Origin of the sequence: Mesorhizobium sp. YC-39, from assembly GCF_025753795.1 — a bacterium.
Taxonomy (GTDB): domain Bacteria; phylum Pseudomonadota; class Alphaproteobacteria; order Rhizobiales; family Rhizobiaceae; genus Mesorhizobium.
In genome coordinates, this window is record NZ_JAOWPS010000004.1 from 53,305 (window position 1) to 73,803 (window position 20,499).

At 63.0% G+C, this 20,499-nt stretch carries 19 protein-coding genes; 7 read left to right on the plus strand and 12 right to left on the minus strand.

From position 1 onward, the window contains the following. Nucleotides 1–93 precede the first annotated feature (93 nt). The 3 genes from OHD62_RS21615 to OHD62_RS21625 are packed head-to-tail and all read right to left on the minus strand — an operon-like array spanning nucleotide 94 to nucleotide 3,618. A complete protein-coding gene (locus OHD62_RS21615) occupies nucleotides 94–1,107 on the minus strand; it encodes an ABC transporter permease (RefSeq protein ID WP_263786934.1) in 1,014 nt (337 codons plus the stop codon). Then, nucleotides 1,104–2,651, minus strand: a complete 1,548-nt coding sequence (locus OHD62_RS21620) for a sugar ABC transporter ATP-binding protein (protein ID WP_263786935.1) — start codon at nucleotides 2,649–2,651, stop codon at nucleotides 1,104–1,106. The genes OHD62_RS21615 and OHD62_RS21620 overlap by 4 nt, the downstream gene beginning before the upstream one ends. 37 nt (nucleotides 2,652–2,688) lie before the next feature. Beyond that, nucleotides 2,689–3,618, minus strand: a complete 930-nt coding sequence (locus OHD62_RS21625; RefSeq protein WP_263786937.1) for a sugar ABC transporter substrate-binding protein — start codon at nucleotides 3,616–3,618, stop codon at nucleotides 2,689–2,691. Between the two features lie 427 nt (nucleotides 3,619–4,045). Between OHD62_RS21625 and OHD62_RS21630 the strand changes: the two genes are divergently transcribed. Next, on the plus strand, nucleotides 4,046–4,828 hold the full coding sequence (locus OHD62_RS21630; protein WP_263786939.1) for an SDR family NAD(P)-dependent oxidoreductase: 783 nt from the start codon (nucleotides 4,046–4,048) through the stop codon (nucleotides 4,826–4,828). A gap of 70 nt (nucleotides 4,829–4,898) precedes the next feature. On the opposite strand, the gene OHD62_RS21635 is transcribed toward OHD62_RS21630, so the two are convergent. Together OHD62_RS21635 and OHD62_RS21640 are read right to left on the minus strand one after the other, a co-directional pair. Next, nucleotides 4,899–5,777 (minus strand): N-acyl homoserine lactonase family protein, encoded by an 879-nt coding sequence (locus OHD62_RS21635; RefSeq protein ID WP_263786941.1) that lies wholly within the window; start codon nucleotides 5,775–5,777, stop codon nucleotides 4,899–4,901. Between the two features lie 108 nt (nucleotides 5,778–5,885). Next, nucleotides 5,886–6,362 carry a hypothetical protein gene (locus OHD62_RS21640; RefSeq protein ID WP_263786944.1) on the minus strand — a complete coding sequence of 159 codons (477 nt, stop codon included), beginning with the start codon at nucleotides 6,360–6,362 and terminating at the stop codon, nucleotides 5,886–5,888. 216 nt (nucleotides 6,363–6,578) lie between these two features. On the opposite strand from OHD62_RS21640, the gene OHD62_RS21645 reads away from it, so the two are divergent. From OHD62_RS21645 to OHD62_RS21665, 5 genes are all read left to right on the plus strand, one after another. Further along, nucleotides 6,579–7,559: a LacI family DNA-binding transcriptional regulator gene (locus OHD62_RS21645; protein WP_263786947.1), complete on the plus strand. Its 981-nt coding sequence runs from the start codon at nucleotides 6,579–6,581 to the stop codon at nucleotides 7,557–7,559. 77 nt (nucleotides 7,560–7,636) lie between these two features. Continuing rightward, the gene (locus tag OHD62_RS21650; protein ID WP_263786948.1) at nucleotides 7,637–8,545 is read left to right on the plus strand and encodes an SDR family NAD(P)-dependent oxidoreductase; all 909 of its coding nucleotides are present in this window, start codon (nucleotides 7,637–7,639) and stop codon (nucleotides 8,543–8,545) included. 28 nt (nucleotides 8,546–8,573) lie between these two features. Next, a complete protein-coding gene (locus tag OHD62_RS21655; RefSeq protein ID WP_263786950.1) occupies nucleotides 8,574–9,374 on the plus strand; it encodes an N-acyl homoserine lactonase family protein in 801 nt (266 codons plus the stop codon). A 50-nt stretch (nucleotides 9,375–9,424) separates the two neighbouring features. Then, complete coding sequence (locus OHD62_RS21660) at nucleotides 9,425–10,333, plus strand: NAD(P)-dependent oxidoreductase (RefSeq protein ID WP_263786951.1); 909 nt, start codon at nucleotides 9,425–9,427, stop codon at nucleotides 10,331–10,333. A 31-nt stretch (nucleotides 10,334–10,364) separates the two neighbouring features. Continuing rightward, nucleotides 10,365–11,753, plus strand: a complete 1,389-nt coding sequence (locus tag OHD62_RS21665) for an MmgE/PrpD family protein (RefSeq protein WP_263786953.1) — start codon at nucleotides 10,365–10,367, stop codon at nucleotides 11,751–11,753. A gap of 227 nt (nucleotides 11,754–11,980) precedes the next feature. Here OHD62_RS21665 and OHD62_RS21670 read toward each other — a convergent pair whose 3' ends face one another. From OHD62_RS21670 to OHD62_RS21700, 7 genes are all read right to left on the minus strand, one after another. Beyond that, on the minus strand, nucleotides 11,981–12,508 hold the full coding sequence (locus tag OHD62_RS21670) for an NADH-quinone oxidoreductase subunit B family protein (protein WP_263786955.1): 528 nt from the start codon (nucleotides 12,506–12,508) through the stop codon (nucleotides 11,981–11,983). 68 nt (nucleotides 12,509–12,576) lie between these two features. Next, nucleotides 12,577–14,082, minus strand: coding sequence for an NADH-quinone oxidoreductase subunit C (locus OHD62_RS21675; protein ID WP_263788504.1), 1,506 nt, complete (start codon nucleotides 14,080–14,082; stop codon nucleotides 12,577–12,579). A gap of 20 nt (nucleotides 14,083–14,102) precedes the next feature. Beyond that, entirely contained in the window at nucleotides 14,103–15,554 is a 1,452-nt protein-coding gene (locus OHD62_RS21680) for a hydrogenase 4 subunit F (protein ID WP_263786957.1), read from the minus strand. After that, complete coding sequence (locus tag OHD62_RS21685; RefSeq protein WP_263786959.1) at nucleotides 15,551–16,213, minus strand: hydrogenase-4 component E; 663 nt, start codon at nucleotides 16,211–16,213, stop codon at nucleotides 15,551–15,553. The genes OHD62_RS21680 and OHD62_RS21685 overlap by 4 nt, the downstream gene beginning before the upstream one ends. Further along, complete coding sequence (locus OHD62_RS21690; protein ID WP_263786960.1) at nucleotides 16,213–17,169, minus strand: respiratory chain complex I subunit 1 family protein; 957 nt, start codon at nucleotides 17,167–17,169, stop codon at nucleotides 16,213–16,215. Before OHD62_RS21690 ends, OHD62_RS21685 begins: the two co-directional genes overlap by 1 nt. After that, nucleotides 17,160–19,178, minus strand: coding sequence for a hydrogenase 4 subunit B (gene hyfB, locus OHD62_RS21695; RefSeq protein WP_263786961.1), 2,019 nt, complete (start codon nucleotides 19,176–19,178; stop codon nucleotides 17,160–17,162). The genes OHD62_RS21690 and hyfB overlap by 10 nt, the downstream gene beginning before the upstream one ends. Further along, a complete protein-coding gene (locus OHD62_RS21700; RefSeq protein WP_263786962.1) occupies nucleotides 19,175–19,486 on the minus strand; it encodes a helix-turn-helix domain-containing protein in 312 nt (103 codons plus the stop codon). Before OHD62_RS21700 ends, hyfB begins: the two co-directional genes overlap by 4 nt. 201 nt (nucleotides 19,487–19,687) lie before the next feature. On the opposite strand from OHD62_RS21700, the gene OHD62_RS21705 reads away from it, so the two are divergent. Beyond that, nucleotides 19,688–20,431, plus strand: coding sequence for a spermidine synthase (locus OHD62_RS21705; protein ID WP_263786963.1), 744 nt, complete (start codon nucleotides 19,688–19,690; stop codon nucleotides 20,429–20,431). Nucleotides 20,432–20,499: the final 68 nt, after the last annotated feature.

Below are 20,499 nucleotides of genomic sequence, written 5' to 3' on the forward strand. Positions count from 1 at the left end.
GTTATCGATCGCCCGTCATGCATGTCGATACTCAACAGATATCTCAGCCAGCAGCTAGCTGCATCCTCGAAGGGTTTGGTGCCGGCTCCTCGGTCACACCGAGGCGGCATAACGCCGGGCAAGCGCCGACATCCCAACCGCGAGCACGAGGATCCCGCCCTTGAAGATCGGCTGAAAATGGGTGGGCGCGCCGAAGATGCTGAGCCCGTTGAAGCCGACCGCGAGGATGAGCACGCCGACCAGCGTCCCGGTTATGTGGAATTCACCTTCCTTGAGCGTGGCGGAACCCAGGAAGACGGCGGCGAAGGCGTCCAGGAGATAGCCGTCGGCCGCTGCCAGCGTGCCGCTGCCGAGCAGGGAGGACAGCAGCGTTCCCGTCAATGCGGCGCAGAAGCCGGCAGTGGCAAAGGCAAAGATCTTGATGCGGTCCACCCGGATGCCCGAGAGCCTCGCCGCCTCCAGATTGCCGCCGACAGCCTGCATCTTCTGGCCGATGTCGGTCTTGTTCAGGATGACCCAGAGCGCAATCAGCACGATCACCATGATGATCACCGGATTGGGCAGGCCAAAGACGAGGCGGCCGAGCGAAATGTCGGTGAAGGCACGCGGGATTCCGGTGGCGATGGGGAAAGAACTGTAAGTGAAGCCTATCCCCGTCAGCATGGTGCCGATGCCCAGCGTGGAGATGACGGCATTGATCCTCACCTTGGTCACCAGCACGCCGTTCAAGGCGCCGATCGCGGCGCCGAGCAGCAGGGCGCAGACAATGCTGAGCCAGATCGGAAAACCCTGGTAAGCCATCAATCCGGTGACGATCAGGCCGACGAAGCTCGCCACATAGCCGATGCTGAGGTCGAACTCGCCGACAACGAGCGTATAGGTCAGCCCGGAGGCGATGATCGCGGTCAGGGATGCCTGGCTGAGGATGTTGAGGAAATTGGCGCGGGACAGGAAGATTCCTGGCGCGTTCGCCGAGAAGAAGATCACCATCAGCAAGAGCCCGACGATCGTGCCGTAGCGGGAGAGCCAGATCAGCGCGGTCCGCTTCCACGAGGACTTGCGGAGCTGTGGCGCATCCTTCGCCGCGGTTCCGACCTGGGCCATCATGCGATGTCTCCTTCTTCGTCATTGGGATCGTGGTAGCTGAGTTCGATGATCCGCGCTTCGGCGATATCGGCGCCGGTCAGTTCGCCGGTGACGCGGCCTTCGCGCATGACGAGGACACGATCCGCCAGCAGCGTGAGTTCCTCGACATCCGACGAGATCACCAGGATGCCGACGCCGGATCGGGCGAGCGCCCGGATCGCGTCATGGATCTCTTCACGCGCGCCGACATCGACACCTCGCGACGGCTCGTCGAGAATGAGGAGCCTGGTTCCGGCGTTGAGCCAGCGGGCGATCAGTGCCTTTTGCTGGTTGCCGCCTGAGAGACCGCCGATCCTGGCCTCGACGCTGGGCGTCTTGATGCCCAACTGGGCCACGAGGCCCTCCGCCTGCCGCCGGGCCTTGGTGTCGGAAACGAACGGGAGCCCCGGAATGGCGCGCAGCTTCTTCAAGGTGGATATGTTGATGTTGAAGCCCACCGACTGCTGCAGCATCACGCCTTGCGAGCGGCGTTCCTCCGGCACCAGTGCTATCCCGGCCCGGACCGCCTCAGCCTCGTTGGCGATATCGAGCCGTTTGCCGTCGAGCTCGAAATGGCCGGCATCCGGCCGGGCAACCCCGGCCACGAGATGGGCAAGTTCGGTCCGTCCCGCGCCGACAAGGCCGCCGAGCGCCAGAACCTCGCCCTTGTAGAGATCGAAACTCACGCCCTTCACCGCGCTCTTCCAGGCGATGTCGCGGACGGAGAAGATCGGCTGCCGGCTGCGGTCGGTGGCGAAGCGGGCGCGCGCGTCCGGCGGGCGCATGTCATGGCCGATGATGGCTCTGACCAGGCCCTTCTTGTTGAGCGCTCCGCGCTCGGCGCCATCGACGATGCGGCCGTCGCGCAACACCGTGATCCTATCGCAGAGCTGGAGCACCTCTTCGAGCCGATGCGAGACGTAGAGTATGGCGACGCCCTGGGCGGAGAGATCGCGGATGATGGCGAAGAGCTGCTCGCTCTCCGGACCCGAGAGCGAGGCCGTCGGCTCGTCCATCGCGATCATGCTGGCTTCGCCCACGAGCGCCTTGCTGATCATGACGAGCCAGCGCTGGGCCACCGAGAGTTCGGAGACCTTCGTCTCGAGAGGAAAGCGGATGCCGACACGCTCGGCAGCGGCGCGGGCGGCGACGCCGGAACGCTGCCAGTCGATTATTCCGAAACGGGTGACCTTGGGTGCGCCGAGCAGCATGTTCTGCAGCGCGTTGAAATGCGGGATCAGATTCAATTCCTGGTGTATGAAGGCAAGCCCGGCCTGTTCCGAAGCTCTCGGCGATCCTTTTTGCAGGTCTTCGCCGGCGATGGTTACGCTGCCCTCGTCAGCCACCGTTACCCCGGCAAGACAGCGGATCAAGGTGGACTTGCCGGCGCCGTTGGCGCCGACCAGGCCATGCACCTTGCCGCGCTCGATGTCGAGATCGGCGTGGTCGAGAGCGAGTTCTCCGGCGAAGGATTTGGTCAGGCCGCGAATGCGCATCCACGGCCCAGCCGAAGCGGCGGGCGGCATCTAGCGCCGCCGCTCCGCCAGGCGTTTCAGATCGGTCTCACATTCCATTGGGATGTTCGGCCATGAACTTGTCGACATTGTCCTTGGTGACCACGATCCCGGGGATCTGGATGTCCTTCGGCTGCCAGGAGGCGCCGGCCTTGATCGAGTCGAGGATGGCCTGGAAGACCTCCTTGCCTTCCTGGTAGGCCGGCTGCCAGACGGTGGCCGTCAGATCGCCTTCCTTGACCAGTTGCAGTGCTTGCGGGCTGCCGTTGATCGAGACCGTGGTGACGTCGGTGCGGCCGGCCTGGCGCATTGCAGCGACGGCTCCCTGCATCGGCTCGTCCCAGCAGGCCCAGATCGCAAGCGGCTTGTCGCCGCCGGCGGGATGGGCGGTGAGCCAGGCCGCGGCGGTGGCGTTGCCGAACTGGACCTGTCCGGGCGCCGTCACTTCGCTGTAATCCACCTTGACGTCGGACTTGCCCTTGACGCCTTCGTCGAAGGCGATGCCGCGATCGATGCAGAGCTTCCCAGGGTGGAAAGTCATCGCCAGAACGTCGGCCTTTTCGCCAACCTTGTCGATCAGGAACTTCACCGAGTCGTCGCCGACCTGGCGACCGCTCGTCGTCACCACGATGCCGGGAACGATCTCGCCGCCCCAGGTGGCGACGGGAATGCCCGCGTCGCGCGCCGCGGCAAGACCGGAGCCAATGGAGCTGCTGGCAAAGGCAAGCACGAAGATCGCGTCGACGTGTTGCGCGGCGAAAGAATTCATTGCGGCGTTGGCCTGGTCGGCGCTCGCCTGGGTATCAGTTACCTTGACATCCCAGCCCGCAGCCTTGGCGGCTTCGGTCGCGCCGCCAATGACGGCTATATTGAGGGCATCATTGGCCAGAAGTGCAACGACGCCAAGCGTCTTCGCCTGAACGACGGTGGCAACCATCATGGCGCCGGCCGTCAATGCGGCAAGCAGCAGTTTGTACATTTTTAAAATCCTCTCTCCCTGTCGACCGTCCCCACGATGGGGCCGGCGCCTTCCTTTCACGAGATTTCAGCGGTCTTCGTTTGCTCCTCGCGTCCAAAGACCTGCTCCTCCGGCCAAGCCTCGAAGCGGTGTGCCTCTCCAAGTCCGTTTGGCCCCCGCAGATCAGGTTGTGCCGTTCACTTAGTCGTTCGGACCAGTCATATTTGATACCGGTATCATAAATTACATTCTGAAGGGCGGCAATAGGCGGCTTGCCTTGTCCGAAGAATTCGTTTTTGGCCTAAAATCGAACAAGCGCCGCTATCTTGCGCGCATCTTGCCCTATTTCCTCTTGTTAGCGGTATCACGTCAAGGCTATGGATAGCCACGGCGCGAGTGATTTTTGTCGCGAATGTCTTGAGGCCGCGGGCCATAGGGAGGACCAACCATGCAAGTGAAATATGATTTTTCCGGCAAGAACGTCATCTTGATCGGTGGAACGACCGGCATTGGCCGCGCCACGGCGCTGGCCTTCGCTCAGGCGGGGGCAAATCTTTTTGTCGCCGGCATCGGCGCTGATGCCGGCAACAGCCTCAAGGAGGAGGTGAAGCCGCTGGGCGTCGAGATCGAGTTCATGGAGACCGATGTGCGCGACAGCAAGGCGATGGCCGCGCTGCACCAGAAAGCTTTCGATCGCTTCGGCAGGATCGACGTCGCGTTCAACAATGCGGGCGTGCCCGGCAAGACGGCGCCCGTGCACGAACTCGACGATGCCGACTACGACCTGTTGATGGACGTCAATCTGCGCGGCATGTTCAACGGGCTGAGACATCAGATCCCGCATATGATTGCGAAGGGCGGCGGCGCGATCGTCAACACGTCTTCGCTCTTCGGTGTCATGGGTTTCGCCACCACCGCCGTCTACTGCGCGAGCAAGTGGGGCGTGATCGGGCTGACCAATTCGGTGGCGCTGGAAGTGGCGCGCAAGAACATCCGCGTCAACGCCATCGCGCCCGGCTCGGTGATGACGCCGCTGCTGCGCGGCATGTTCGGCAGCGAGCAGGGGGCAAAGGACACGGTGTTGCCGATGATCCCCATGGGGCGCATCAGCGATCCGTCGGAGATCGCCCAGCTCGTCCTGTTCCTGTCATCGGATGCGGCCTCATTCATCACCGGCCAGGCGATTGTGATCGATGGCGGCGGCTTCGTCGCCGGCGCCGACCAACTCTGAATATTCACGGCAAGTTTGGGCAGGGCGTCAGTGCGCCCTGCTGTGCAAAGCTCAGTCTACCCAGCTTTTCTCAGGCGACCCAGCTTTTTTCGCCCTTTGCAAGCGCGATCTCCACGACCTGCAAACCCTTGTCGGTGAGCCGCGACGGAAATGTGGTGCGCAGCCGATCCTCGTGGACAGGGATCACCCGCCGCACCTCGCCACCCACCGATTTGAGCATCTCGACGCTGGAGAAGATCAAATTGTGCTGGCTGCCGACGGCAAGGCCGATCGGCACGATCTGTGGCGCATCCTGATCGAGGCCGGTCAGATTGTCATAGGTATAGATAAGGTCGCCCGCGAAGATCCACTTGTCCTCGCCATCCCTGGCGCCGTCGTTGCGGATGGTGACATACATGCTGCCATAGGTATGGGTATCCGCGGCCAGATGAACGTCGATGCCCGGCAGAACATCCGCCTGGTCGCCGTCGATGCAGATCATCCGGCCTTCCTTCGCCGCTTCGACGGCGCGCACGATGTCGGCCGGATCGCCGCCACCGGTCAGGAAACGATATTCCGGGCCCAAGGTCAGAGCCCAAACCCATTTGTCCAGCTCGCTCTTCTGGACATAGAATTTCGCGTTTGGAAACAGATGCATGGCACCCATGTGGTCGAAATGGGCATGGGTGATGAAGATGCTGGTCACGTCTTCCGGCTTGACACCGCATTCGGCCAGAACCTCGCGCGGCCCGTGATAGTTCGAAACCCCGTAGGCGGTCGCCAATTGTTCGCCATAGGCAACGTGGTCGTAGCCGGTGTCGATCAGGATCGTCTCGCCCTTTCCCTTAAGCAGGGCGTAGGCGTAGGGCAGTTTGCGCGTGCCCTGATGCTGGGGCCCGTACATCATGACGCTGAAGGGAAACTTCTCCACCGCCGCATATTCGAGCACCCAAATCGAGTAGTCCGCCATTTCATCCTCCCTGATATCGTTGGCCTTGAAGCGCGTCGCGACGCTTCAAATTCTTGTTTTATGCATGTCGTTATCGCAAAACCGCTGCACACTTTTGCGCGACATGCATTAGGTGACTTCCTCCAGCAGACGCTGCGGCGCATGGGCCGCGCAGCAGGCCTGGCCGAAATCGACAAGTTCGAAGCCCGGCAACAGACGGGCCGTGGCTCTAAGGTGATCGCTTGACGCCCGCAGCGCCCGGACGAGTGCGTCATTTTGCTCAGAGGCATCGATCCGGCGAGACTCCAACGCCGCGACGCAGGCGTGGAGGAGCGTTTCGGCGGCGCCGCGCAAATGGTGATGGTGATGCGCAGCGACTTCGGGCACTGCGAGCGCGCGCACCTCCTCGGCTGCTCGCGTCGCTGCGTCCCGCGCCCCGGCGAGGGCGCCTTCGGCGAGCGCGGCGCGGCGGCGCGAGGTCATCAGCAGTAGCGCGAAGCCAGCGACTTGCGTCAGCGTCTCGCTGATCAGCTGCTGTACCGGTCGGGCAGCCGCCACATAGTGAAGCACTGCCCGTTCCTCTCCGCTGTTGGCCGTTCCATCCATTGCGATCTCCGCAGACCCCTGAATGCGTAAACCCTTTCAGGCAATACTGGATTTTGGTATCGGTAACAATACTATTGCGGAATTCTGTGGTGAAGGCTTGTTTGCGCGCTCACGCAATGGTTTGATTTCTGCTGCCACATTGGACTGCGACCGGAAATGCCGAAGAGAACGTCTGGAGACGGAAATCCGCATAGCGGGAGCGCGCGGATGCGGGACGTGGCGGTTCGCGCCGGCGTCTCCACCATGACCGTGTCGCGGGCGCTGAACGAACCCGGCAAAGTCTCCGAGGAGATGCGCGAAAGGGTGCTCCGGGCGGTGCGCGAGATCGGCTATTTGCCGAACCACCTGGCTGGCAGCCTCTCGTCGAACCGGTCCACGACGATTGGACTGATCGTGCCGAGCATCGACAACTCGATCTACACGCAAACGGTCAAGGGCCTGTCGGAGGTGCTCAAAAGCTCAGGCTTCCAACTGATGATCGCCGAGTCTGGCTATGACCCCAACGAGGAGGAAGAGCTGATAACGGTCTTCCTCAGTCACCGTGTGAGCGGCCTGGTTCTGCACAGCACCGAGCATACGCCGCAAGCCACGGAGAAGATCCGGAAATCAGGCATACCGGTGGTCGAAAATGGCAATATACCGAAAGAACCGCTGGATATGGTGGTCAGTTTTTCCAATTACGATGCATCCTATGCAATGACGATGCATCTCGGCCGACTTGGGTACCGCAAGATTGCCTTCGCCAGTCTCTACTCAGTCCACAACGACCGCTCGCAGGACCGGCTGCAAGGTTACCATGCAGCGCTCAATCAGCTTGGCCTCGATCCCGACCCTCGCATCGTGCTGGAGACGGAGCGCGGGCTCGCCGCCGGGGCAGAGGTGATGGCGCGCGTGGTACAGAGCGTGCCGGAAGTCGATGCGCTGTTTTGCGCGGGAGACGTGCTGGCCGTGGGCGCGCTCTTTGAGTGCCAGAAGCGCGGCTGGACGGTGCCCGGCCGGATCGCTCTGGCAAGCTTCGACGACGTGGACCTTCTGCGTCACGTCAGTCCATCAGTGACCACACTGAGACTGCCACGCTATGATATCGGCGAGCGAACGGCGCGCATATTGCTCAGCCGAATCATGGACGGGGCCGAGCACCTGCGCGGCAGCGTGGTTGATCTGAAATTCGAATTGATCCAACGCGAAAGCACTTGACCGCCGGGACCCGGTACCATCGGTTGCATCGCTGACGGCGCTGCTCTATAGTCCATTTCTGTTACCGGTACCAAAAAATGAGCCGTGGCGAGACGCTGGATCCGGACCGGGACGAGGACTTTGGCGATGCTCACGAAGCGGCGGGGCAGGATATGAGCGTGTCGAAGGAAACAGAACAGGCGATGCTTCCCGTCCCGGCAAAAGTCTTGAGAGAACGCCGTGCGCTGATCACCGGCTCCACCGCGGGGTTAGGACAGGTGATGGCCGCCAGGCTTGCCGAGGCCGGCTGCAGTGTGATGCTGCACGGGCTCGAAACACCCGAGGCGGTCGAGCCGCAGCGCGAAGCCCTGGCCCGCAGGACAGGCTCGCAAATTGCCTACCACAGGGCCGATCTGTCCACGCCAGCGGGAGTGGAGGGGCTTGTCGCGGCAGCCAGCGCCGAACTTGGCGGGGTGGATATCCTTATCAACAATGCGGTCGTGCGGCATTTCGCATCGATCATGGATTTCCCGCCCGATCAATGGGATATGGCATTGGCCGTGAACCTCTCGGCCATTTTCCATGCCGTCCGGCTGTTGCTGCCGCAGATGAGGGAGCAGAACTTCGGGCGCATCTTCAACATAACCTCCGTCTACGGCATGCGCGGCACACCAGGCCGTGTCGGCTATGTGACGACGAAATCCGCTATCCTCGGCCTTACCCGGGCGGTGGCGCTGGAGAACCTGGACGTCGACGTCACCTGCCACAGCCTCTGTCCCGGCTCGGTGCTGACACCTGGTACGGAGAGCCGGGTGGAAGAGTTGATGGCAGATCGAGGCATTGACCGTAGCGCGGCAGAGCGCCTCTTTCTGGAAGGCAAGCAGCCTGGCGGCAGCTTCGTCTCAGCACAGAGCGTGTCCGATCTCCTGGTCTTTCTCTGCGGGCCGATTGCCCGCGATATGACGGGAGCCATGCTCCCGGTCGAGGGTGGGTGGCTTGCGAGCTGAGCGGATCTGGCAGCGAAAGGAGGCACGCATGGATGATATTTATGAGCTCTACGCGGTTCGCTACGGGCACCATGACCGCAACGCGGCGGCGAATTTCATCGGCGGGGATCCGCACGACGGCCCAATGCCACTCGACTATTTCGTCTGGGCCATCGTTGGGAAGACGCGGACCTTCGTGTTCGACACGGGCTATGACGCCAAGGTGGCTGAGAAGCGGCAAAGGCAACTGCTGCGGCCGGTCGGCGAGGGCTTGAAGATGATCGGGATCGACCCGGACAAGGTCGAGGACGTGATCTTGTCGCACATGCATTTCGATCATGCCGGCAACCACGAACTGTTCCCGAATGCCCGCTACCATGTCCAGGACGTGGAGATGGCTTATTGCACCGGGCGTTGCATGTGCCACGACTATCTGCGCCATCCCTTCGCCTATGAGGACGTGGCAAGCATGGTCGCCAAGCTCTTCGCCGGGCGGGTGACGTTCCATGACGGGGTCTCCGAGATCGCCCCGAACCTCACGGTGCACCGTGTCGGCGGCCACTCGAAGGGATTGCAGGTGATCCGGGTGAAGACGGCGCGCGGCTGGGTGGTGCTCGGCTCCGACGCCTCGCACTTCTATGCCAATTTCGAGCAGAACCGGCCCTTTCCGGTGCTGGAGAGCGCCACCGACATGCTGGAAGGCTATGCCACGATGCGCAAGCTCGCGAGCTCGCCCAAACATGTCATTCCGGGCCACGACCCGCTTGTCCTTGCGCGCTATCCGACCGCGCTGCGGGGCATCGACGACATCGTGCGCCTGGACCTCAATCCGATTGCGGCGGCGCCGTGAGCATTCGCGCGCGGACCTGAGCTGCACGGGCTTTTAAGCAGGAGATTAAGATGACCAACCTCAAGCTGGGTTTTGCCGGCGTAGGACGCATGGGAACACCTATGGTGAGACGGCTCATTGCCGCCGGCTATGCCGTCACCGTCTACGACACCAACACCGTCGCCGTCTCGGCCTTGACGGGAGAGGGAGTGGGCAGGGCCGCGACCCCGGCGGAGCTGATGGGCCTGTCGGATGTGGTCCTGTTGTCACTTCCGACGCCTGAGATTGTGCATGCCGTCGCGCTCGGGCCCGAGGGGCTTGCATTGGGGAAAGGGGCGAAAATCGTCATCGACCTGTCGACCACTGGCCCGCGCACCGAGCGGCAGCTGGCACAAGGCCTCAAGGCGGCCGGCATTACGACGGTCGACTGCCCGGTAAGCGGTGGCGTCGGCGGCGCGGAGAAGGGCACGCTGGCGATGATGGTCGCCTGCGAAATGTCCGCCATGGAGACGGTGCGGCCAATCCTCGAGGTGCTCGGCAAGCCAATCCATGTCGGCGCGGAACCGGGCATGGGGCAAATGATCAAGGTGATCAACAACCTCATGTCGGTCACGGCGCTGTCCATTGCTTCCGAGGCGCTGGTGCTCGGCACCAAGGCCGGTCTCGATCCCGACGTGCTGATCGAGGTGGTCAATTCGGGCAGCGGCAGCTCCAATGCGACGATGACCAAAGTTCCGAAATTTGTCCTGACCCGCAGCTTCGATTTCGGCTTCTCCATCGGTCTGTCAGCGAAGGATATCCGGCTCTGCCTCGAGGAAAGCGACGCGCTTGGCGTGCCGATGATCGTCGGTGGCGCCGTACGGCAACTTCTGACGGTGGCAAAGGGCGATCTCGGCGCGGATGCGGACCTTACCGAAATCATCAAACCGATCGAGGACTGGGCCGGCGTTACGGTGGCCGGCGGCAAGGCGAGGGGCTGATGCCTCGCGGTTGCAGATCGGAGGTCCGCGCATGACCGGCGATGTTCTACAGCCTTCCGCCGCAGGCCTCTCGCGCCGGCTCGCGGCTTTCGTGCGTGGCTCGCGCTGGGAGGACGTGCCGGAGCCGGTCCGCGCGCACGCGTTGAGATCCATGTTCAATGGCTTCGGAACGGCGCTCGGCGGGTCGTCCGATCAGGCGGTGCTGCGACTGGCCAAAAGCCTCGCGCCTTTTTCGGCCGGCGAAACCGCGACCGTTATCGGCCATAGCCAGCGACAGGACGCACTGACGGCCGCTTTCCTCAACGCCGCGGCGATAAACGTCTTCGACTTCGACGATACCCACGCTGGGACGATCATCCATCCCACCGCGCCCGTCGCACCGGTGGTGCTGGCGATTGCCGAAATGCGCCCGGTGAGCGGCGCGGAGCTCCTCCACGCCTTTACCCTTGGGGTGGAGGTCGCCTGCCGCATCGGCAACGCAGTCTCGCCCAGCCACTACGACCGCGGCTGGCACATCACATCGACATGCGGGGTCTTCGGTGCTGCCGTGGCCGCCGCGAAGCTCCTCGATCTCGGCGAGAACGAAATCCTCTGGGCGCTCGGCAATGCCGCCGCGCAAGCGTCCGGCCTCGTCGAGACGCTCGGCTTCATGGCCAAGAGCACCGGCGTCGGCAATGCGGCGCGCGGCGGTCTCGTCTCGGCCCTGATGGCGCAGTGCGGCGTCGAAGGGCCGCCACAGCCGCTCGAAGGGCCGCGCGGGTTCCTCAGAGTTTGCTCGGACCAGCCAAAGCCCGAACTGATCGAGGGCGGACTGGGAAGGGATTGGGAAATTTTGCGCAACATGTTCAAGCCTTACCCTTGCGGCGTGGTGCTGAACCCGGTGATCGATGCCTGCCTCGCTGCCCGGGCCACCCCCGATTTCTCCGCTGACCGGATCGCGGAGGTCGTCGTGCGCGGCGCGCCCTTGCTCAAGGCCCGCGCCGACCGGCCCGAAGTCACCACCGGGCGCGAGGCGCAGGTGAGCGCCCAGCATGCGGTCGCCGTCAGTCTGCTGCGCGGTCGTGCGGGCGCGGAAGAATTCAGTGACGCCGCGGTGAACGATGCGCAAGTGAAGGCGCTGCGCGCCAAGGTCCGCCCGGTCGAGGTCGATGCCGGCACGCCGGTCGAAGCCGCTCATGTCTCGATCCGATATGCGGATGGCTCTTCGGTCGAGGTGGCCGAAAAAGTCGCAACCGGCAGCCTTGCTCGACCGATGTCAGACCCAGCGCTACGAGAGAAATTTGCCGCACTGGCGCATTACGGTTGCCCGACGCTCACTGTTGCTCCGCTTGCCGACGCGCTTTGGACCCTTGCCGATCTTGCAGATGCCGGCGTCCTCATGGCGCTCGCTCGGCCTCGAACCGAAGGTACCCGCAGATGAGGTTTCTTCGATCCGAGCCGGTGATGTCGCGCCCCTTCGAAGGTGATGCTGCCTGCGGTCGGACGTGCGACGCCGGAGATGGAGTCGAGCAGCGTCGCGGATCGGCTTAGACCTCGGTGTAGCCCTGCAGGTCGAAGAAACGCAGAATCGATGATCGCGAGATCATTCGGAACGATGCGGGAAGATGCGGCGACAAGGCCGGCCTGAAAAAGCCATAGCGTCGATATTCAACCTCGGGGAGCATTCACCTCCTCAAGCAAGGCCAGCAGACCCTTCAGGATTTCGATCGGCGGTGGTGGGCAGCCCGGAATGTGCAAGTCGACAGGCAGCACTTCCGAAACACCGCCCACCACCGCATAGCTGCCGGCAAAGCAGCCGCCGTCCTTGGCGCAGCCGCCCAGCGCAACTACCCATTTCGGGTTGGGCGTCGCATCCCAGGTCCGCTTCAGCGCCTCGCGCATGTTCTTGGTGACCGGTCCGGTGACCAGCAGCACGTCGGCATGGCGCGGCGATGCAACAAAACGAAACCCGAAGCGCTCGATGTCGTAGAACGCATTGTTGAGCGCGTGCATCTCAAGCTCGCAGCCATTGCAGGAGCCAGCGTCTATCGCCCGGATCGACAGGCTTCTGCCCAGTTTCTTGCGGGCAGCACCGTCCAGGACGCGTGCCAGCTCGTCGACCGCCGCGTCGCTCACCTGCGGCGGCCGCTCGGTCAGCGGCGGGCGGATCAGGCTTTCGAAGAGGAGCTTGCGCATGATGGCATGCCTTCTTGTTTGACCATGATCTTTTCCAAAAACCGGTTTCCACTTTTTGGGACCATGGCCTAGAGATCGTGCCCGGAATAGGAGCAGTTGAACGACTTGTTGCAGAGCGGAAAGTCGGCGACGATGTTGCCCTCGATCGCCGCTTCAAGCAGCGGCCATTGAAACCATGAGGGGTCGCGCAGATGGCAGCGTTCGATCGTGCCATCTTCGCCAATGCGCAGCCAGATGAGGATGTCGCCCCTGAAGCCCTCGACCAGTGCCATGCCTTCGCGCGGCCCGTCTGCTCCGGTGAGGTCGACGCGGATCGGGCCGCCAGGCAGCCGCTCCAGGATCTGCTCGACCAGCGACAGACTCTGCTCGACCTCGCGGATGCGGATCCAGACGCGTGCGTTGACGTCGCCCTCCTGGAGGACCGGCACGTCGAAGGCGAGCTCATCGTAAGGTGCGTAGCTTGGCCCGCGCCGCGCGTCGAAGTTACGGCCGGAGGCGCGGCCGACATAGCCGCCCGCCGCATATTGCCGGGCAAGCTCGACCTTGAGCCGGCCGGTCGCGACGGTCCGGTCCTGCAGCGACGCCGTGTTGTCGTAGAGTTCGACCAGGTGAGGAAACCGCTGCCTGATCTCTGCGATCAGCGACCGAATTGCGGTCGTCCCCTCCTCGCTCAAATCGTTTGTCACCCCACCCGGCACGACGCGGTCGCGCATCAGACGATGACCGAAGGCCGCATCACCGGCACGCAACACGCGTTCGCGCAGCACGCCGCAATGGGCATGCATGAGCGCGAAGGCAGCGTCGTTGCAGATGGCGCCGATGTCGCCGAGATGATTGGCGAGACGCTCCAGCTCGGCCATCAGCGCCCGCAGCCAGGCGGCGCGCCTTGGGATCGCGGTGCCGAGCGCGGCCTCGACCGCATGGGCAAAGGCGAGGGAATAGGCCACGGTGCTGTCGCCGGAGGTTCTGCCCGCCAACCGGGCGGCGCGATCGATCGGCGCGCCAGCCATCAGGCTCTCAATGCCCTTGTGCACGTAGCCGAGGCGCTCTTCCAGCCGCACTACCGTTTCGCCGCTTGCCGTGAAGCGAAAATGCCCAGGCTCGATGATGCCGGCATGCACGGGCCCAACCGGGATCTGGTGGAGGCTTTCGCCTTCCGCAGGAAGGAAGCGGTACGCCGCGGCTGGTGCCTCAGCCGGCATTCCCAACGGATGACTGACGCCCCACTGGCCGTGATCGAGCCAGCGGCGGGTATCGGGAAGCCCTTGCGGCAGCAGCCCGAACAGGTCCGCGGCCGCGCGCTCGAGGCGCAGTGCAGGCGGATGCCGCTGGCCGACCGATGGGTAGCGGCCGCCGGGGCATTTCAGGCTGATGATACCGATGTCGCGAACCGCGTCGAGGAGTGCCATGTGCACGGTCTCCGGCTCGCCCCAAAGGCCGAGCAGGGCCCAGCGGCCCTCGGCAAGCTGGTCGACGGCAAGGTTCCAGGTTTTCGGCGTCACCACGGCGCGTCGCCAGGGGGCGTGGTGCTCGACAGGGCGGCCGGCCTCGATCAGGTCGATCAGCGCGGGCATCTTCCTTTTGCTCATCCGCTTCATCCCAGGATGGTCGCGACGTGCTGGAACCATGTGACCAGAGGTGCCGGCAGGTAGATGCCGGCGCCAAACACCAGCGCCAGGTGGGAATACATCGGCACGTAGGATGCCTCGACGGGCGCGGTGCTGCCGCGCGGCTCGCCGAAGGCGACGCCGGTCAGCCGCAGCAGCAGGGCGCCGAAGGCGAGCAGGAGCCCGAACACCAGCGGGATCGCCAGAAGCGGCTGTCTTGCGAATGTCGAGCTCACGACGAGGAATTCGCTCATGAAGATGCCGAGCGGAGGCAGGCCGGCAATGGCAACGACGCCGATGACGAGCGCCCACCCAAGCCCGGGATGCGTTTCCGTCAGCCCTCTTATGTCGGCGATCTTCTGTGTCCCCTTGACCTGCGCGATATGGCCGACGGCGAAGAAGATCGCCGACTTGGTCAGGCTGTGCATGACCATGTGCAGCAGGCCGGCGAAGTTCGCGAGCGGCCCGCCCATGCCGAACGCGAACACGATAATACCCATGTGTTCGATCGAGGAGTATGCGAACAGGCGTTTGATGTCACGGCGGCGGTAGAGCATGAAGGCCGCGAAGATAAGCGAGGTGAGCCCCATCGCGACCATCAATGGTCCAGGCGCTATCGCCTCCGGGCTTGCGGCGAGCAACAGCTTGAAGCGCAGCACGGCATAGAGCGCGACGTTCAGCAGCAGGCCCGACAGCACAGCCGAGATCGGCGTCGGGCCTTCGGCATGCGCATCGGGCAGCCAGGCATGCAAGGGGGCAAGCCCGACCTTGGTGCCGTAGCCGAGCAGCAGGAAGACGAAGGCGACGTTGAGCAGAGCCGGGTCGAAACGCGCCGCCTGTTCGATAAGCACCGTCCAGACCATGGCATTGGCGCCCTCGCCGACGACCGGCTGCGCGGCCATGTAGACGAGGATCGTGCCGAACAGTGCAAGCGCGATACCGACGCTTCCAAGGATGAAATATTTCCAGGCCGCCTCCAGCGCTTCATGCGTGCGATAGATGCCGACCATGAGCACGGTGGTCAGCGTCGCAAGCTCCACCGCCACCCACATCAAGCCGATATTGTTCGACACGAAGGCGAGGTTCATGCCGAACATCATGATCTGGTACATCGCGTGATAGAATCGCAGGTTCGGCGCGGTCAGCCGGCCGGTCTCCAGCTCGTGCGCAATGTAGGAGGCGCTGAATACGCTGGTGGTGAAGCCGACGAATGTGTTGAGCACAATGAAAACGATGTTGAGATCGTCGACGAGCAGGTACTGGCCCGGCTGCGGCCTGTCGGTAACGAGCAGCGACAAGGCGGCGAGCAAGGTCAGGAAGCTTGCCGCGACATTCAGGCCTGCCGTGATCCGATAATTCGGCAGGGCCGCCAGAAGTGCTGCCGCGCCGACGGGTATCAGCAGGATGGCCGCCACCGCATCGAAGGAAACCGCAGTCAACGGCGTTCTCCCCTGTAGTCGTCGAGCGCACCGACATCGACCGAGTCGAACCTCTCGCGGATGCGGAACAGGAAGACGCCGATGACGATGAAAGCGATCAGGATCGAGAAGGCGACGCTGATCTCGACGACCAGCGGCATGCCCTTGGCGCCGGTGGCGGCCAGCACCAGGCCGTTCTCCAGCGACATGAAGCCGACAACCTGGCTGACGGCGTTGCGGCGGGTGACCATCACCAACAGGCCGAGCAATATTATCGACAGCGCGAAGGCCAGATCCTCGCGTGCCAGCGGGTCGGCTTCGGGTGTGACCCGCAGCATCAGCACCATGGATAGCGTCACCAGGCCGATGCCGGCAAGCATGGTCGGACCGATGCCGACCGCTGTCTCGATATCGCGGTGGATGCCCAGCCGCTGAATAATGCGGTGAAGCCCGACGGGAATGACGATCGCCTTGAAGACGAGGGCTATCGCGGCGGTGACGTAGAGATGATGAGCGTCCTGGACATAGGCCTGCCAAGCTACCGACAGCGCAAGCACGACGGCATGCAGCGCAAAGACGTTGATCAGCGCAAAGAGGCGGTCCTGGTAGAGCATCATGAAGCTGACCAGCACCAGGCCGCCGGCGAGCAGATGGGCGATGTCGAAGGTGAGGCCGTTCATCACAGGCTCCGAGACACGAACAGCAGCAGCGTGCCGAGCAGCGCCAGCATGAGCGCGGCGCCGAGGAAATCCGGGACGCGAAAGACACGCATCTTGGCAATCGCCGTCTCGAACACGGCAAGCAGGATGGCGCAGACGGCAAGCTTGCCGAGATAGGTGACTGCACCCAGAACCAGTGACCTCGGTCCTGCTCCGGTGTTCGCCAGCCCCCAGGGGAGGAAGACGCAGGAAATCAGCGACACATAGAGCAGAAGCTTGAGGAATGTGGCGAGTTCGATCATCGCCAGGTGGCGGCCGGAATATTCCAGGATCATCGCCTCATGGACCATGGTGAGCTCCAGATGCGTTGCCGGATTGTCGACCGGTATGCGGGCGTTCTCGGCGATGGCAACCATCACCAGGGCGATCAGCGACATGCCGAGCGACACCCGCAGGCCGACCTCGGGCGAGCCCATGAAAGCGGCGACCGTGGAGAGCTGCGTCGCGCCGGCAACCAGCGCCAGGCTGAACACGATGAGAAGCATCGCCGGCTCGGCAAGCGAAGCGATCATGACTTCACGGCTGGCACCTATGCCGCCGAAGCTGGTGCCGACGTCCAGTCCGGCCAGTGCCTGGAAGAAGCGCGCGCTGCCAAGCAGCGCCACAATGACGATGAGATCGGCGGTCCAGCTGAATTGGAGACCGGTAGCGAATGTCGGGACGAGCGCGGCGGCGACCCACGTGGCGGCAAAGATCAGATAGGGCGTCACCCGGAACAGCCAGGATGCGTTGTCCGCCAGCACGACTTCCTTGCGCATCAGCCTGATGAGATCGCGATAGGGCTGGATCAGCGAAGGCCCCTGGCGCCTGAGCAGTCTGGCCTTGAACTTGCGCACGAAGCCGATCAGCAGCGGCGCCAACAGAAGCACCAGCAGCATCTGCACGCCCTGGATGGCCAGTTCGAAAATCAGGGCCATAGCGCGAGCACCAGAAGCAAGGTGACGAGATAGAGGAAGACAAGCGTCAGATAGCGCCGGATTGTCAGAAACTGCAGATGATTGAGCCTCTCGGTCGTAAAGTCTATGGCTCCGGCGATTGGCTGGTAGAACGTTTCCCAAATGACGTCGTGGATCTCGACATTCAGGCGTGCCGGACCGATGGCGCCCGGTGGCGGCATTTCCACATTTTCCCTGGCGCGGAATGCGAATGTGCCGAAGACGCGGCGAATAGGTTGCGCGAAGCTGACCGCCGTGTATTGCGCCGTCGGCACCGCCTCGGCGAAGCCACAGCCCCATGCCGGGCCTCGACGCAGCGCATGCGAGGCGAAGCGGTGAATGACGAGAGCGGCGAGCGATGCCGAGATAGCGATGAAGACAAACACCAGCAGGCCGTTATAGGAGCTGCGGCTTTCGGCGATCGGCACGATCGACAGCCAGGGTTGCACTGCCTGCACCGGCATGCGGTCGCCGATCAGCGAAAGCGTTACCGGCGAAAGCCCGTCGATGATGAAACCTGGCAGAATGCCGGCAAGCAGGCAGAGAACGGCGAGGACGAACATCGCCGCCAGCGACCAGCGATCGACCTCGTGCGCCGATTCCACGACCGCGGAGCGTGCCCGGCCGAGGAAGGTGATGCCGAACGCCTTGACGAAGCAGGCCGCGGCTAGCGCCGCCGACAACGCCAGCAGGCCACCAACGGCGGGCACCATTACTTTCAGTCCCCATTGCTGCAGGTCCGGGCTCTGCAATATGGCCTGGAAGGCCAGCCATTCGGAGGCGAACCCGTTGAAAGGCGGAAGCGCGGAAATTGAGACGCAGCCGACGAGAAAGACAAAACTGGTCAGCGGCATGCGGTGGATAAGGCCGCCCAGCTTCTCCATGTTCCGTTCGCCGGTCGCCGTGAGCACGGCGCCTGCCCCAAAGAACAGCAGGCTCTTGAAAAAGGAATGGTTGAGGACGTGAAAGAGTGAAGCGGTGAGCGCCAGCGCCGCAGCCGATGGCATCGCGTTCGCCTTGAAGGCGAGCGCGAGGCCGAGGCTCGCGAAGATGACGCCGATATTTTCGATCGTGCTGTAAGCGAGCAGCCGCTTGAGATCCTTTTCCATCAATGCATAGAGGATGCCGAGAACCGCCGTCAGGCCGCCAAGGAAAAGCACGACAACGCCCGACCACCATGCCGGCTCGCCCAGCAGGTCGAAAACGACGCGTATGAAGCCGTAGATGGCGACTTTGGTCATGACGCCGCTCATCAGCGCCGAGACGTGGCTTGGCGCCGCAGGATGGGCAAGCGGCAGCCAGACATGGAGAGGGACGAGGCCAGCCTTGGAGCCGGCGCCAAGCAGCATGAGAACGAGGACGGCGGCAGCGATGAACCGGCTTGGCTCGGCAGCCCGCATCGCGTCGAATGCATAGGTCCCATCGGGTCCCGCGAGCAGGCCGAAAGCCAGCAGCAGCGCCAGCGTGCCGAAGCTCGCCATCACCAAATAGATGTAGCCTGCCCGGGTGTTATCTTGTTCACGATGGTGCGCCATGACGAGCGCCCACGATGCGAGCGACATGAACTCCCAGGACAGCAGGAATGTAAAGGCATCGTCCGCCAGCACGACAAGGTTCATGCCGGCGAGAAACGCCGGGAAGAATGGCAGCACGCGGTGCGGTGCGGTCTCATGACGGCCGTAGCCCAGTCCGTAGAGACTGGCGAGCGCGCCGCTGAGGTTGACGACGACGAGAAAAAATAATGAGAGCGAATCCAGGCGGAAATGAGCGCCGATCCACGGCAATCCAAGCGGCAGCGTGATGGCGGAGGCGCCGGCACGATCGTCTGCCAGCGCGCCTGTGACGATCACGAAGACGAGGGCTGAGATGGCGAGCGTCGCGCCATAGACCAAGCGCGTCGCCGAACCATGTCGGCTGACAGCGACGGCCAATATGGCGACCCCCAAAAGCGCGGCGACGCCGCACAAAGGAAGGGCAACGACCGGCGTCACGGCAGGCTCCCGCCGGTTTCGGTTTCAGCGTCGGCGGCATCGGAAATCCTGGTTGGGTTGAAGCCCACCTTGAGCCGCACCCCGCGCCCGCCCGCCTGGCTGGTCGCGCCTTCCCCGATCAACTCGATGCCGGCAGCCTCAAGCGCCGCGATCAATTTCATCAGGGAATCGACGTTACCCCGGATCATCCATTCGCTGGCTTCCATGCGCTGAATTGTCGGCACCGAAAGACCGGACAGTTCGGCAAGCCTGCGTTGATCGATGCCGAGCAGTGCCCTGGCGGCGCGCAACTGCGGAGCAGTTATCATCAATCGCCCCTTTGTCAGCGTTGAGACATAAGCACTACGCGTTGCAGCATACATAGAAAGGTGCTACAGTCAAGAACTGATATGTGAGATATCTGTTTTGATGGCCCCACTTTGAAGAGGTTTCAGCAATCAAGCGGCGGCCATCGAAGTCATGTCTGGTGGAACTTCAGGATCTGGAATCCCGACTGCGGCAACTAAATCGTGATCCGGATAGCAAAATATCACAGCGATTTCGGCAATATCGAAGTTCTTCGCGCGAAGGACACCGGCTCGTTTATTTATCGTCAAGGCGGCTGCTATCAAAGCGAATGCGATCAAAGCGGCATCAGCATTGTTCCATATATACACGCGATCTTTGGTCTTCTCGCGCAGGCGCGGGTGTCCGACGTTCTGATGATCGGTTGTGGCGGTGGCAGCCTGGGCACCATGCTGCACAGGACCGGCGCGCGCGTGACCATCGTCGACATTAATCCAAGTGCCTTCCAGATCGCCCGCAAATATTTCGGGCTTCCTCGCGAGATTGACTGTCATGTCGCCGATGGGCGGGACTTTCTGCGTGCGGCTCGGCATCGCTATGATGCAATTGTCCTGGACGCTTATTCCGGAAGGCGCATCCCGGCTCACCTGTGCGCCGAGACATTTTTCGGCCTTGTTCAAACGCGCCTGAACGCTTCCGGTTGTTTGCTTGCCAATGTTCATGCCCGCCACGACCTTGACATGATGCCGGATCGCGTCGCTGCGAAAACGAACAACATCTGGGCCGACGTGAGGCTGCTTGACGCCCGCGGGATGCCGGATCGCAATGCGCTTGTCATGGCCGGCAAGGTGCGTGCTCTCGTGCAACCGGCATTGCTCATGCCGCCATCGGTCGGTGCGGAGGAGATCGCGCGAGAGCTGGGTCTGCTGGCCTTCAGGCCATGGCATTCATTGCGGCGGAAACCATGACGGCTCAGTATTATCGGACGCGGGAACTGGTCGGCGAATTGCCCGGTATCCGCCGAAGTGTATCGGGA